We start from the raw sequence: 13,853 nt of genomic DNA on the forward strand, positions 1-13,853 counted from the left end.
TATCAGTATGGATCGGCAACGCCAAGCGACGCAAGTATGCGCGTTTCGGTTGTTTCCATCAATTCCGCGTCAAGATCGTCGATGTGGTCGAAGCCCAGCAGATGCAGGATGCCATGCACCACCAGATGCGTCACATGGTCTTCAAGCGGCTTGCCCTGCTCGGCGGCCTCGCGGGCGGAGGTGTCGAAGGAAATGGCGATGTCGCCCAATTCCTCGGGATCGTCGGCCGGGCCGGGGTCGGGCAGCAGCGGCATCGCCCCCGGCGCATCGGCGGCACGGTCTTCCGAAGGCCAGGACAGCACGTTGGTCGGTGTGCCCTTGGCGCGGAAGGCGGCGTTCAACTCGGCGATGCGGGCATCGTCGCAGCCCATCAGGCACAGGGCAAAGCCCTGTTCCGGCAAGGAAAGCGCGGCAAGGGCTGCCCCTGCCGCGCGGTCGGCCAACGTGGCAAGGCCAAGGCCTTCCCAGCGCGGGTCTTCGATCACCGTGTCAACCAGAGGCTCCATCATGCGCTTCATACGCCTCGATGATGCGGCCGACAAGCGGGTGGCGCACCACGTCTTTCGAGGTGAAGTAGTTGAAGCTGATGCCCTTGACCCCGGCCAGGATGCGCTCGGCATCCTGCAGCCCGCTCGGCGTGCCGCGCGGCAGGTCGATCTGGGTGCGGTCGCCGGTGATCACCATGCGCGAACCTTCGCCGAGACGGGTCAGGAACATCTTCATCTGCATGGTGGTGGCGTTCTGCGCCTCGTCCAGCACCACGAAGGCGTTGGACAGCGTGCGCCCGCGCATGAAGGCCAGCGGCGCGATCTCGATCCGCTTTTCCTCCATCAGCTTGGCAAGCTGTTTCTGCGGCAGGAAGTCGTTCAGCGCGTCGTAAAGCGGCTGCATGTAGGGGTCGATCTTTTCCTTCATGTCGCCGGGCAGGAAGCCCAGCCGCTCGCCCGCCTCGACTGCCGGGCGCGACAGGATGATCTTGTCCACCGCGCCGCCGATCAGCATGGTTACGCCCACGGCCACGGCCAGATAGGTCTTGCCGGTGCCCGCCGGGCCGATGCCGAAGGCCAGTTCGTGGTCGAACAGGTTGGCGACATAGGCCTTCTGCGCCTCGGTCCGGGGTTCGACGGGTTTCTTGCGGGTGCGAAGCTCGTATTTGCTGCCCGTGAACATTTCCATCTGCTCGTCCACCCGTGCGGGTTCGGGGCTCAGGCTGGCAGGCATCGGGCGGCCCATGCGGATGGCGCCGTCGATGTCGCCCGCAACCACGCCGCGCCCGGCCTCAAGCCGGGCATAAAGCCCGCGCAGCACAGCCGCCGCCTGTTGCCGAGCCCCCTTGTCGCCGATCACTGCAAGGCGGTTGCCGCGCCGCAGGATATGCACCCCCATCTGATGCTCGATCTGCGCCAGATTGCGGTCGAACTCGCCGCAGAGGCCGATCAGAAGGCGGTTGTCGGGGAATTCCAGAAGTGTCTCTACCACATCCTCTGAACGGGTCGGGGGGGTCAGCGCGCTGATGCCCAAGGAGGTCTCCTTCTAGCAGGCAGGGTGAACACCCCGAGTGTGGGGCCTGTCCGGGGTTCTGACAAGCGGCAATCACCGCCAGTCGGCAGCCTGACGCAGGAAAGTGCCGATATCGTGACTGATGCACATCTTGTGGCGCGGAAACGAAAAAGGGCCACGGCTTGCACCATGGCCCCCTGTTTCATCCGCCCCCCTCAACGCTGGACGACGACCGTCCTGTAGCCCGGGCGGGGCACGTAATCGTTGATGCCCGGCGACTGGGTCTGGTAGTTCTTCAGCACCGTTCCCGGCGGATAGCGGTTGTTGCAGACCGGCAGGCCCGATTTCGGGTCGTAGCGCGGTGTCGAATAACCTTCGACGCCGTCATCCATGATCCAGTTCTGGCAGCCGTCGGGGTCGTAGGCGATGGCGGCGCCGCCATTGGTCAGCCGCCCGCCGTCGCGCCCGGTGTCATAGGCGGTGGCGATCACGGTGTTGGGGTTGCCGTCATAGGGCCGCAGACCGTCCGAGCAGCCTGCAACCAGCACAAGCGCGACGATTCCCGCGCCCTTGATGATACCATTGGTCATATCTGTCACCACCTGTAGCAAACGACTTCGACGCGGCGATTCTGCTGCATCCCTGCGGCGGTGCCGTTGGACGCGCGGGGCTGGCGTTCGCCAAAGCCGATCTCGCGTTCCACCATCGCGCCGACCGACCGGGCAACGGTGGCAACCGAGGCGGCGCGGCGCTGCGACAGGCGCATGTTGTATTCATCCGAGGCGCGGCTGTCGGTGTGCCCGTAGATGGCATAGCCGAAGGCCCCGGCGCCCTGGAAGAAGCTTTGCAGACGCGCGCGCCCGCTCGCGGTCAGTTGCGCGCTGTCGGTGGCGAACAGCTGGTCGGTGTTTTCCACCAGACAGGTGTTCTGCTTCAGACAGACCGGCTTGCCGGTCTGCGGGTTGCGCCGCGGCACCATGTAGCCTTCAAGCCCGCCGTCGGCCCACCAGTGCATGCAGCCATCGTCATCGACCCAGAGGCCCCATTCGATCTTGCCCGCCACCTGAGGGCCGTTCTGCGCCACGGCCATCGGCGCGCCATGAAGCCCGACCGCCAGGGCCAGCCCGCCCGCAACCATTCGCAATGCCTTGGAAATCCGCCGTCCCACAGCCACAGCCCCCTTCAACGAAATCGCCCTTGCCTTATTGTTGCCAGAATTGACTTCACGACTTCGGGATGTAAAGCAAAATCTGTGGTTTACGGTCTGCGATCCCGGGCGCATCCGGTTGCGCCGGCGTCAAAAACCTGGATCGGGGGCGATTGATCACGCACCGGAAACAATGCGGCGGCTAAAGGCGTTCTCCGGTCAGCGAATTGGTCATCGCGGCGGTGATCCGCACCCGGACCAACTGCCCCGGCACGCCCCGGGGGTCATCGACATGCACCGCGTGCAGGTGGTCGGATTTGCCGACCATCTGGCCCGGCTGGCGGCCCGGCTTTTCATAAAGCACCCCGACCTCGCGCCCCACCATCGCGCGTTGCAGGGCGTGCTGCTGGCTGGTGATCAGGCTTTGCAGCTCATGCAGGCGGGCGTCGGCCACTTCGGCGGGAACCTCGGGCTTTTCGGCAGCCGGAGTGCCCGGGCGGGCGGAATACTTGAAGGTATAGGCCTGCCCGAACCCCACCGTGCGGATCAGCGCCAGCGTCGCCTCGAAATCGGCATCGGTCTCGCCGGGAAAGCCCGCGATGAAATCCGAACTCAGCAGGATGTCGGGGCGGGCGGCGCGGATGCGCTCGATCACCGCCAGATATTGCGCGGCGGTGTGCTTGCGGTTCATCGCCTTCAGGATGCGGTCGGACCCCGACTGCACCGGCAGGTGCAGATAGGGCATCAGCGCGGGCAGATCGGCATGGGCGGCGATCAGGTCGTCGTCCATGTCGTTGGGATGCGACGTGGTATAGCGCAGCCGCAGCAATCCCGGCACCTGAGCCAGTTCGCGCAGCAGGCGCGACAGCGTCCAGTCGCCGCCCTGCCCCGTACCATCGCCCGCACCGTGATAGGCGTTGACGTTCTGCCCCAGCAGGGTGATCTCGCGCACGCCCTTTTCGACCAGCGCCCGCGCCTCGGCCAGGATGCGCGCCGCGGGGCGGCTGACCTCGGCGCCACGGGTATAGGGCACGACGCAGAAGGCGCAGAACTTGTCACAGCCTTCCTGCACCGTCAGGAAGGCGGCGGGCCCCCGGCTGGCGCGCGGTGCGGACAGGTGGTCGAACTTGTCCTCGGGCGGAAAATCGGTATCGACCTGCTGGCCGCCGACCTGCGCGTTGCGCACCATGTCGGGCAGGCGGTGGTAGCTTTGCGGCCCCACCACCAGATCGACCAGCGGCATCCGCCGCAGGATCTCGGCGCCTTCGGCCTGCGCCACGCAGCCCGCCACGCCGATCTTCAGCCCGGGCTTCGCCGCCTTCAGCGGGCGCAGGCGGCCAAGGTCGGAATAGAGCTTCTCGGACGCCTTCTCGCGAATGTGGCAGGTGTTGATCAGCACCATGTCGGCGTCTTCGGCGCGGTCGGTGGCCACATAGCCCTCTCCGCCCAGCGCCTCGGCCATGCGCTCGCTGTCGTAGACGTTCATCTGGCAGCCGTAGGTCTTGATGAACAGCTTTTTCGGATCGTCGGACATTGCGCAGGCCCCCAGCCGCTGGAACACGGGTTTTACACGCAAACCGCCGCGCGGCGCAACGCCCCGGGGGCAGGCGGCGCCCGCGGGGGGTTGCGTTAAAGGAAGTGTTGACCGATTCTGCCGAAAACGGCCGGGTCTGGCAACGACCGCCGGGCGGACAGGCAAAGGGCAGGGCATGCGTTACGGCGGCTTGGACGATCTTCTCGGCAAGGGCAAGGCGGCCCTGGCCACGGGGCCGGTGGCGATCATCATGGCCGAAGACCCGGTCGAGGTGCACACCACGCTGCGCCACCACCTTGCGGCCGGGTTCAGCGAGGTGATCCTGCTGGCCCATGACGAGATCGTGGTTCCCGCGGCGCTGGAGGCGACCATCCACCGCGTCAGCCATGACGTCCATGCCGAGGGCGCGCTGTTCAAGGCGGTCAACCGGCTGATCGAGGCCGCGCCGGGCATCTGGATGTATTACTGCTACAACGCCGAATACCTTTTCCACCCGTTCTGCGAGACGCGCAGCATCCGCGAACTGCTGGCCTTTCACACCGAGGAACGCCGCGAGGCGCTGCTGTCCTATGTGATCGACCTTTACGCGGGCAGCCTGGACGCAGCCCCGAATGCCGTGTCGCTGGAGAATGCGTATCTTGACCGTTCGGGCTATTACGCGCTGGGGCGGCCCGATCCGGCCAACCACAGCCATCCGCGTGACCGGCAGCTTGATTTCTTCGGCGGCCTGCGCTGGCGGTTCGAGGAGCACATTCCCGCCCCCCGCCGCAAGATCGACCGGATCGCGCTGTTCCGCGCCAAGCCCGGCCTGACGCTGCGGCCCGATTTCACCTTCTCGGAAGAGGAATACAACACCTACGCCTGCCCCTGGCACCACAACATCACGACCGCGATCGTGTCCTTCCGCACCGCCAAGGCGCTGAAATCCAACCCGGGGTCGATGTTCGACATCCACAATTTCCGCTGGCACAACTCGGTCGAGTTCCAGTGGCATTCGCAGCAATTGATGGATCTGGGGCTGATGGAGCCGGGCCAGTGGTTCTGACGCCCGGCCATCCGGCGGGAATGAGACCGGCAGACACCGGGAACGCCCAGCGGAACGCCCAGTTGAACGCCCAGCGGAACGCCCAGCGGAACGCCCAGCGGAACGATTGACGCCACCCGGCCCGCGCGGGACACTGCGACAAAAGCCGAGGGAGGTTTTCATGATCCGTCCGACCGCCGTTGTGCTGCTGGTTCTCGCCAGCGCCCCGATGCTGGAAGCGCGCGAGGTCAAGGGCGCGCTGGCCTACCGCGAACGCATCGCCCTGCCCGAGGGCGCCGAGATGGTCGTCGAGGCGCGCGACGCGGGCGGTGCTGTGGTCGAACTGCGGCGGGCAACGGCCGGGCAACAGGTGCCGCTGGATTTCGTGATCGAGGCGCCCGAGACCGCGCAGATCCTTCGGGCGGCGGTCTTCGCGGGGGCGCGCCCGATCTGGGTTTCGGAGCCGGTGGCGGTGCCGCAGGGCGCCGATGCCGATCTGGGGGTGATCGCGCTGGCGCGGCCGATCCCGATGGGTTTTGCCGCGCCGATGCGCTGCGGCGACCTGGTGGTGGACCTGGGGTTCCTGGATGCCGGCGCCCGGCTGCGGATCGGGGCGGAAACCTTCGTGCTGGCCCCCGACATCGCCGCCTCTGGCGCGCGCTATGCCGATGGCAAATCATCCGAAACCGCCGTGCACACCAAAGGCAACCGCGCCCTCGTGACCCTGCGCGGCCAGACCCTGCCGGAATGTGCCCCGATGCTGGAACCCGACCTTCTGCCGCTGACGGTGCGCGGCAACGAACCGGGCTGGGTGCTGACCCTGACCCGCGACGGCATCCGCCTGTCGACCGAGGGCGGCGACAGCCTTGAGGTGCCGCTGCCGGAAGCCGAAGCCGTGGGCGAGGCCACGCGCTTTGCCTGGGCGGATGGCGACCTGACACTGGAACCGGCGGTGTGTCGCGATTCGATGACGGGTATGCCTTACCCGCTGTGGGCGACGCTGACGCGGGGCGAAAGCGTTCTGTCGGGATGCGGCGGCGACCCGGCGCGGCTGCTGGCGGGCCTGTGGCGGGTGGGGGTGATCGACGGCGCGGCCCTGTCGGAAGCGGTGGAGGTGACGCTGGAGATTGCGGACAACCGCGTGTCGGGGCGGGCGGGCTGCAACCGCTATGCGGGGTCGCTGGCGCTGACCGGCGAGGGCATGGGCTTCGGCCCGGCGGCGGCCACGAAAATGGCCTGCGCCCCGGAACTGATGCAGGCCGAGGCCGCATTCCTTGCCGCCCTTGCCCGGGTGACCGGGTTCGACATTGCACCCGATGGCGCGCTGATCCTGCTGGCGGGGGGCGATGCGGTGCTCCGTGCCCGGCGCTGACACTGCCGCCGCAGCGCGGCAATTGACTCGCCCCCCCCGCTTCGCCACAACGATGGCAGAGGATTTGCGGGGGGTTCTGCATGAAGAAGATCTACGACAGCGCCGGGGCGGCACTGGAGGGTGTGCTGTTCGACGGAATGCTGATCGCGGCCGGCGGCTTTGGCCTGTGCGGCATACCGGAACTGCTCATCGCGGCGATCCGCGATGCGGGCACGAAGAACCTGACCGTCGCCTCGAACAACGCGGGCGTCGATGGTTTCGGGCTGGGCGTGCTGCTGGAAACCCGGCAGGTGAAGAAGATGATCTCCTCCTACGTCGGCGAGAACGCCGAATTCATGCGCCAGTATCTGTCGGGCGAGCTGGAGCTGGAGTTCAACCCGCAGGGCACGCTGGCCGAGCGGATGCGGGCGGGTGGCGCGGGAATCCCCGGCTTCTATACCCGCACAGGCGTCGGCACCGTGATCGCAGAGGGCAAGGACCACAAGGATTTCAACGGTCAGACCTACATTCTGGAAACCGGCATCGTGGCGGACCTCGCGATCGTCAAGGCGTGGAAGGCCGACCCTTCGGGCAACCTCGTGTTCCGCAAGACCGCGCGCAACTTCAACCCGCCTGCCGCGACCTGCGGCAAGGTCTGCATCGTCGAGGTCGAGGAAATCGTGCCGCTGGGCGCGCTTGACCCCGACACGATCCATCTGCCGGGCATCTATGTGCACCGGATCATCCAGGGCCAGCACGAGAAGCGCATCGAACAGCGCACCGTGCGTCCGCGCGTCTGAGGGGCATCATCATGACGCCAGAGACCAGGGACGCGCAACGCCGGGCGGTCGCCGACGAATTCCTGCAATGGATCACGCTCGCCCGCCGCATCATCGCCGACCATTTCCCGGCAGAACGCTCCGAACCGCACAACCAGATGGTGGTCGACACCGCCCGGTCGCTGATGCTGGCCCAGCGGCTGGGACAGACCGAATCCACGCTCGAGGGCCTTCGCGTCGCCCTTGTCCAGACCAAGGAGAACTGAGATGCCCTGGGACCGCAACCAGATGGCCGCCCGTGCGGCACAGGAACTGCAGGACGGCATGTATGTGAACCTTGGCATCGGGATTCCGACGCTGGTGGCGAATTACATCCCCGAAGGGATCAGCGTCACGCTGCAATCGGAGAACGGGATGCTGGGCATGGGGCCGTTTCCGCTGGCCGGCGACGAGGATGCCGACCTGATCAACGCCGGCAAGCAGACCATCACCGAACTGCCGCAGACCGCCTATTTCGACTCGGCGCAGTCCTTCGCGATGATCCGCGGCGGCAAGATCGCCATGGCGATCCTTGGCGCGATGGAGGTGGCCGAAAACGGCGATCTGGCGAACTGGATGATCCCGGGCAAGCTGGTCAAGGGCATGGGCGGCGCGATGGATCTGGTGGCGGGCGTGGGCCGCGTCGTGGTGGTGATGGACCACACCTCCAAGCACGGCGAATCCAAGGTGCTGCACGCCTGCACCCTGCCGCTGACCGGCAAGGCGGTGGTCAACCGCATCATCACCAATCTGGGCGTGTTTGACGTGGTGCCGGGCGGCCTGCGCATCGTCGAATGTGCCGAGGGCGTGACCGAGGCCGAATTGCGCGCCGCGACCGAGGCCACCATCGTTGACTGAGTTCGACATCATCCGCGAGGGCGGCGGCTCGAAAGGCCGCTACCTGATCCGCCAGGGCAGCGAGGAGGCGGAGCTGACCTGGTCCGTCACCACGCCGACCCTGGTGATCGCAGACCACACCCATGTGCCCGACAGCCTGCGCGGCACCGGCGCCGGGCTGGCGCTGGTGACGCGGCTGGTGGCGGATGCGCGGGCGGAGGGGTTCAGGATAATGCCGCTCTGCCCCTTCGTGAACGCGCAGCGCAAGAAGCATCCTGAATGGGCGGATGCCTTTTCGGTCTAGGGGTCACCCCCCGGCCGAGATGATCTTGAACACGCAGGGGTCGGAAATCAGCTCGGGCGGCGTCAGGCACAGACCCTGCGCCACCTGCCAGGCCGCCAACACCTTGGGCACGTAGTCGCGGGTTTCGGCATAGGGCGGGATGCCCGCATTGGCGGCCACCGCCCCCTCGCCCGCATTGTAGGCCGCCAGCACCATCAGCGGGTCGCGGTCGAACTCGCCCATCAGCCAGTTCAGATAGGCCACGCCGCCCTTGATGTTCTGGGCGGCGTTCTTCGAATCGGTGACGCCGAAGCGGCTGGCGGTGGCCGGAATAAGCTGCATCAGCCCGGTCGCCCCGGCCGAGCTGACCACATCGGCACGCCCCGCGCTTTCGATGCCGATCACCGCCAGCACCAGCGCGGGCGAGACATCGGTGCCGATGGTGGCCTTGAGGATGTCGGTCCCGTAGGCTTTGGCGATCTCCTGCATGTGCTGCAGGCGGGGCGCGCGGACGGCGGCACCGCCCGGCCCCTGCGACAGGGTGGCCAGCGCCAGCGGAAAGCGGTCCTGCACCGCCCCGCGTGCGGTGGGCACCTTGTCCCAGAACCAGCTGTAGGTCGAGGCTGCGGCCGGTTTGGCAGGTGCCAGTGCCGGGGCATCGGCCGCCACCGCATCGGGCTCGGGCAGCTTTTCGGGCTTCGGGGCCACGGCAAGGCGGCGCGCCTGTTCGGCCGGGTCGATCTGCACGGTGATCCGCTTTGCCCCCGCGCCCTCCGGCGGCTTTATCCGCCGAAAGGTGAAATCGGCATCGCCCGACAGGCCCTGCGCCGCCAGCACCTGCGGCGCGGCGAGCAAAAGCCCCGCGAGAATGATTCCTGCCCGATGCCGCATCTGCGGTTGCCTGCTCTGCCCGTGTTTTTCTTCGCGCCGAGTGTTGCAGGGAATGGCTTCTGGCGCCAGTTTTCCCGGTGAAACCTTGGCGGTTCGGCCACTTTTGTCGGGAAATGCGGCGCAAAAGTCTCGGGCGCCGGATGGCGCCGGGGCCGAGGGAAAATTATTTCCCCTTTATATCAACGACATGGCAGGTTTTTCCGGTTCAATCGCATTTTCCGTAAAATGCCGCTGCCGTTCCCAAATGCCGCCACGATTGGGGGGCCATATACACCCATGCCGAGACGGAAAGACCGGAACAGAGGCCGGACGCGAAAGACCGAAGCGGCGCAACACAACCGAGCAAACTCCTTGAAAGGGACACACCATGAAACTTCTGAACCTGTTCAAATCCTTCCAGAACGACGAATCCGGCGCCGTGACCGTTGACTGGGTGGTGCTGACCGCCGCCATCGTCGGCCTCGGCATGGTGGTCATGTCGACCGTCGGCGGCGGGATCGAGGATCTGGGCGGTGATATCGCTTTGAAGCTGACCAATACCACTGTGGGCTACCCCGGCGCCGGCGCCCCCGCCCCCACCAACTGATTGCCACCCGGCTGATCCAAGGGGGCCGCGTCCGGGACAGGACGCGGCCTTCGTCGTTCTGCAAAGGTCGAGGAGAAGAAAATCCAGCCTCATGTCCGGCCCAAGTGGACCTGAATTGCGCCACATTCCTGCGACACAGTTCAGCGGAGATCAGTGTCATGACGCATCCCGCGTCCAGTGGCAAAGCCTGACAAGGAGAAACGCCATGCGCGCGAGTTTGACAAGAACACTGAACCGCTTTCGCCATGCCGAAGACGGCGCGGTCACCGTGGACTGGGTGGTGCTGAGCGCCGCGGTGATCGGTATCGGAATGTTCGTTCTGATGCCGATCGCCTTGAGTTCGGAAAGCTCGTCGAAGGAAATCGCGGACTACGTGGCCGGCGCGCCGGTTGGATACCAGCCGTCGCACTGACCGGTCGGGGCGTGGGCGTGGGGCGCAAGCTCTGCCGCCGCCAATTGCCCCTGATCCTGCCACAATCGGCTGCCAATGTGCCGTAAACACGACGGCTGCAATCAACCGGGTCGCGGCGAAGAAAGCGAGGAACGACAATGCGAATGGTGTTCGGGCTTGTTCTTGTGGTGGGCCTCGCCCTGGCGGGGCTGGCGGTCTACATGGCGCAGGGGTTCATCAGCAAAACCCAGGCCGAACTGGCGATGGAACGTGCCGCGCGCGCCAAGGCCGGTCCGATGGTCGAGGTGTTCGTCGTCAACAAGCCGCTGAACTACGGCGACAAGCTTACGAAGGACGACGTGCAGAAGATCTACTGGCCGCAGAATGCCCTGCCCGAAACCGTCTTCACCGACGCGGCCGTGCTTTTTCCGAATGGTGGCGCCGAAAGCCGCTATGTGGTGCGCCAGATGGAGAAGTTCGAGCCGATCCTTGCCGTGAAGGTCACCGAGCCGGGGCAGGATGCCGGGCTGACGACGCGGCTGGCCAAGGGCAAGCGCGCCTTCGCGATCAAGGTCGATGTCGCCTCGGGCGTGTCGGGCTTCCTGCAGCCGGGCGACAGCGTCGATGTCTACTGGACGGGCTCGGCGGCTCGTGGCGGCGGGGCCGAAGGCATGACCTCGGGCGAGGTGACGCGGCTGATCGAAAGCACAGTGAAGATCATTGCCGTGGACCAGATGTCGAACGACGACCGCTCCGGCGTGACGCTGATCGCGCGGACGGTGACGGTCGAAGCCACTCCGGAACAGGTGGCGCGTCTGGCCCAGGCCCAGGCCACCGGGCGGCTGGCGCTTTCGCTGGTGGGTGCGGGCGACGACACGCTGCCGATGATGGTCGAGGTCGACAGCACCGACATCCTGGGGCGCACCCGGCAGGACCCGGTTGCCATCGAAGCCGCGCGCGTCTGCACGATCAAGACCCGCAAGGGATCTGAAGTGGTCGAGATTCCGATCACCTGCACCAACTGACGGTCGCGCAAGGGCGGGAGCGCCACCCGATCTGGGGGGGGCATGGCCGACAGCGCGTCAATCTCTTGTGCCATGTTGCCAGTTATCCACATCAGCATCGGCCTACAAGCTTTTGATTCTTGCAAAAAAATGCTGCGTCCTGCATTCTCTGCGGAAAGTCGGGCGAAAGACCCGCAAAGAGGCGTGATCGGAAAGGCAGGCCACATGAGCATGCGCACCCTATGGACGGCCGCTCTTCTGGGTGCGGTTCTGTCCACAACGGCCCTGACCCCGGTCGGCGCCGAAACCTTGCGTGTGATGCAGGGGTCGCCGTCCAGCGCGCTGAATGTGCCGATGAACCGGGCGGTGGTGGTCGAAAGCGATGTGCCCTTCGCCGAACTGTCGATCGCCAACCCCGGAATCGCAGATATCTCCACCCTGTCGGACCGCTCGATCTATGTGCTGGGCAAGGCGCCGGGCCGCACCACGCTGACCCTGCTGGGGGCGGACGGTCGGCTGATCTCGAACGTGGATGTGCATGTTTCGCCCGACATTGCCGAGTTCAAGGAACGCCTGCAGCAGATCCTGCCCGGCGAAAAGATCGAGGTCCGCACCGCCAATGACGGCATCGTCATGTCGGGCACCGTATCCTCGACCGCCAAGCTGGACCGGGCGCTGGATCTGGCCGAACGCTATGCGCCCGAGCGGGTGTCGAACCTGATGAGCGTCGGCGGAACGCAGCAGGTCATGCTGAAGGTCCGTTTTGCCGAGATGCAACGCTCGGTCGCCAAGAACCTCAGCGCCTCGCTGGCGGTGAACGGCGGCAACAACATGGGCATCCGTGGCGGCACCGGCGTGTTCACCAACACGAACGCCATCAACAACGTGTTCAATGGCACCGGCATCTCGTCGGCCGAAGGCACCAAGGGCGCCGTGACACTGGGCTTTTCGGCGGGTTCACTGGAATTCGCGGTGCTGCTGGAGGCGCTGGAATCCAAGGGCGTCGTTCGCACCCTGGCCGAACCGAACCTGACCGCCCTTTCCGGGCAGGAGGCCAAGTTCCTCGCGGGCGGCGAATACCCGATTCCCGTGGCCTCGGGTGACGGCACCATCACCGTGCAATACAAGCCGTTCGGGGTCGAGCTGAACTTCACCCCCGTGGTGGTCGATGGCGACATCATCAACCTGATCATCAACGCCAGCGTGTCGTCGATCGACAACTCGGTGACGCTGGAAAGCGCGGGCTTCACCATCAACGCCTTCAAGCGGCGCGAAACCTCGACCACGGTCGAAATGCGCGACGGCGAAAGCTTTGCCATCGCGGGCCTGTTGCAGGACGATTTCCGCGACCTGAACGGCCAGGTGCCCTGGCTGGGCGACATTCCGATCCTCGGCGCGCTGTTCCGCAGCGCCGAATACCAGCGCGCGCAAAGCGAGCTGGTGATCATCGTGACGCCGCATCTGGTGACCCCGACCCGGGGCGAGGCGTTCGCCCTGCCCACCGACCGCGTCAAGATCCCGACCGAGAAAGAGCTGTTCCTGTTCGGCAGGGTGACAGGCAAGGCCGGCGGGGCGGCGGGTGAAGTCGCCCGGCAGGACTTCGGCGGCTCCTACGGCTATGTGATGGAGTAGGCGATGCAGTTTGCACCACGTCACTTGGTTGTCGGGCTGGCGCTGCTGGCGCTGACTGGCTGCGTGAACCGTGAACTGGGGACCGACGAACAGAACGGCGATTTCGGCAACTCGACCATGAACAACACGATGATCATGTCGGGGGAAAGAACCTACACCTCCACCCTGGCCAACCGCTTTGCCAGCGAGGTGCCCAGCACCATCACCTTCGCCTTCAATTCGGCGACGCTGGACGAAAGCGCGCGCGCCACGCTGCGCCAGCAGGCGAACTGGATCCGCCAGTTCCCCGAAGTGCGGTTCCGTGTCTATGGCCATACCGATCTGGTCGGGTCTGAAGCCTACAACCGCGCGCTGGGCCTGCGCCGGGCCAAGGCTGTGGTGTCGTATTTCAGCAGTCTCGGCATCAGCCGTTCGCGGCTGGAGGCAATCGCGTCGTTCGGCAAGACCCAGCCCGTGGTGCAGACCACGGGGCCGGAACAGCGCAACCGCCGCACGGTCACCGAAGTGTCGGGCTTCGTGTCCAGCCATCCGACCGTCCTGAACGGCAAGTATGCCGCGATCATCTACCGCGACTACCTGCTGGAAGCCCGGCGCCCGCATCCCCCGAACACGATCATCGCGACGCAGACCAACCCGGCCGGCGAGTAGGGCTGCGGCCCGCGCGGCCCCGGCGATTGTTTCCTGCGCGGCTCGAAGATAGCTAAAAATCAAACAATAACGATTTTTTAGCCCCAATGTCGCCACCATTCTCCACCACCTTCCCGGTAATGGGAACAGTCGTGCGGTCCATGTGCCGCACACGGGTTCAGGGTCAGGGTGCCTCTGTCAGGCCCCGGTCAGCGTGACCGGGTGGAG

Annotated in this window: 17 protein-coding genes; 11 read left to right on the plus strand and 6 right to left on the minus strand. The window is 65.9% G+C overall.

Features of this window, described 5'->3' with window-relative positions:
- Positions 1-2 precede the first annotated feature (2 nt).
- The 5 genes from ybeY to miaB form a co-directional block, all read right to left on the minus strand.
- The gene (ybeY, locus tag RNZ50_18435; protein MDT8856974.1) at positions 3-506 is read right to left on the minus strand and encodes an rRNA maturation RNase YbeY; all 504 of its coding nucleotides are present in this window, start codon (positions 504-506) and stop codon (positions 3-5) included.
- Positions 490-1,521 (minus strand): PhoH family protein, encoded by a 1,032-nt coding sequence (locus RNZ50_18440; protein ID MDT8856975.1) that lies wholly within the window; start codon positions 1,519-1,521, stop codon positions 490-492. Before RNZ50_18440 ends, ybeY begins: the two co-directional genes overlap by 17 nt.
- Before the next feature lie 194 nt (positions 1,522-1,715).
- On the minus strand, positions 1,716-2,090 hold the full coding sequence (locus tag RNZ50_18445) for a hypothetical protein (protein MDT8856976.1): 375 nt from the start codon (positions 2,088-2,090) through the stop codon (positions 1,716-1,718).
- A 5-nt stretch (positions 2,091-2,095) separates the two neighbouring features.
- Positions 2,096-2,674: an OmpA family protein gene (locus RNZ50_18450; protein ID MDT8856977.1), complete on the minus strand. Its 579-nt coding sequence runs from the start codon at positions 2,672-2,674 to the stop codon at positions 2,096-2,098.
- Positions 2,675-2,849: 175 nt separating this feature from the next.
- Positions 2,850-4,181 (minus strand): tRNA (N6-isopentenyl adenosine(37)-C2)-methylthiotransferase MiaB, encoded by a 1,332-nt coding sequence (gene miaB / locus RNZ50_18455; GenBank protein MDT8856978.1) that lies wholly within the window; start codon positions 4,179-4,181, stop codon positions 2,850-2,852.
- A 175-nt stretch (positions 4,182-4,356) separates the two neighbouring features.
- On the opposite strand from miaB, the gene RNZ50_18460 reads away from it, so the two are divergent.
- From RNZ50_18460 to RNZ50_18485, 6 genes are all read left to right on the plus strand, one after another.
- On the plus strand, positions 4,357-5,226 hold the full coding sequence (locus tag RNZ50_18460; GenBank protein MDT8856979.1) for a hypothetical protein: 870 nt from the start codon (positions 4,357-4,359) through the stop codon (positions 5,224-5,226).
- Positions 5,227-5,386: 160 nt separating this feature from the next.
- Complete coding sequence (locus RNZ50_18465; GenBank protein ID MDT8856980.1) at positions 5,387-6,577, plus strand: META domain-containing protein; 1,191 nt, start codon at positions 5,387-5,389, stop codon at positions 6,575-6,577.
- Between the two features lie 80 nt (positions 6,578-6,657).
- A complete protein-coding gene (locus RNZ50_18470) occupies positions 6,658-7,356 on the plus strand; it encodes a CoA transferase subunit A (protein ID MDT8856981.1) in 699 nt (232 codons plus the stop codon).
- A gap of 11 nt (positions 7,357-7,367) precedes the next feature.
- On the plus strand, positions 7,368-7,601 hold the full coding sequence (locus RNZ50_18475) for a hypothetical protein (protein ID MDT8856982.1): 234 nt from the start codon (positions 7,368-7,370) through the stop codon (positions 7,599-7,601).
- Between the two features lies 1 nt (position 7,602).
- On the plus strand, positions 7,603-8,232 hold the full coding sequence (locus RNZ50_18480) for a 3-oxoacid CoA-transferase subunit B (GenBank protein MDT8856983.1): 630 nt from the start codon (positions 7,603-7,605) through the stop codon (positions 8,230-8,232).
- On the plus strand, positions 8,225-8,515 hold the full coding sequence (locus RNZ50_18485; GenBank protein MDT8856984.1) for a GNAT family N-acetyltransferase: 291 nt from the start codon (positions 8,225-8,227) through the stop codon (positions 8,513-8,515). Before RNZ50_18480 ends, RNZ50_18485 begins: the two co-directional genes overlap by 8 nt.
- 3 nt (positions 8,516-8,518) lie before the next feature.
- On the opposite strand, the gene RNZ50_18490 is transcribed toward RNZ50_18485, so the two are convergent.
- Positions 8,519-9,385 carry a lytic transglycosylase domain-containing protein gene (locus RNZ50_18490; protein ID MDT8856985.1) on the minus strand — a complete coding sequence of 289 codons (867 nt, stop codon included), beginning with the start codon at positions 9,383-9,385 and terminating at the stop codon, positions 8,519-8,521.
- A 367-nt stretch (positions 9,386-9,752) separates the two neighbouring features.
- On the opposite strand from RNZ50_18490, the gene RNZ50_18495 reads away from it, so the two are divergent.
- The 5 genes from RNZ50_18495 to RNZ50_18515 all read left to right on the plus strand — a co-directional run bounded on the left by RNZ50_18495 (position 9,753) and on the right by RNZ50_18515 (position 13,646).
- Positions 9,753-9,971 carry a pilus assembly protein gene (locus tag RNZ50_18495; GenBank protein MDT8856986.1) on the plus strand — a complete coding sequence of 73 codons (219 nt, stop codon included), beginning with the start codon at positions 9,753-9,755 and terminating at the stop codon, positions 9,969-9,971.
- A 205-nt stretch (positions 9,972-10,176) separates the two neighbouring features.
- Complete coding sequence (locus tag RNZ50_18500; GenBank protein ID MDT8856987.1) at positions 10,177-10,383, plus strand: hypothetical protein; 207 nt, start codon at positions 10,177-10,179, stop codon at positions 10,381-10,383.
- A gap of 137 nt (positions 10,384-10,520) precedes the next feature.
- Positions 10,521-11,387 (plus strand): Flp pilus assembly protein CpaB, encoded by an 867-nt coding sequence (gene cpaB / locus RNZ50_18505; protein MDT8856988.1) that lies wholly within the window; start codon positions 10,521-10,523, stop codon positions 11,385-11,387.
- Positions 11,388-11,591: 204 nt separating this feature from the next.
- On the plus strand, positions 11,592-12,998 hold the full coding sequence (locus RNZ50_18510) for a type II and III secretion system protein family protein (GenBank protein MDT8856989.1): 1,407 nt from the start codon (positions 11,592-11,594) through the stop codon (positions 12,996-12,998).
- 3 nt (positions 12,999-13,001) lie between these two features.
- Positions 13,002-13,646, plus strand: coding sequence for an OmpA family protein (locus RNZ50_18515; protein MDT8856990.1), 645 nt, complete (start codon positions 13,002-13,004; stop codon positions 13,644-13,646).
- The last annotated feature ends 207 nt before the right edge of the window (positions 13,647-13,853 follow it).

This window comes from Paracoccaceae bacterium Fryx2 (assembly GCA_032334235.1).
Lineage (GTDB): Bacteria > Pseudomonadota > Alphaproteobacteria > Rhodobacterales > Rhodobacteraceae > JAVSGI01.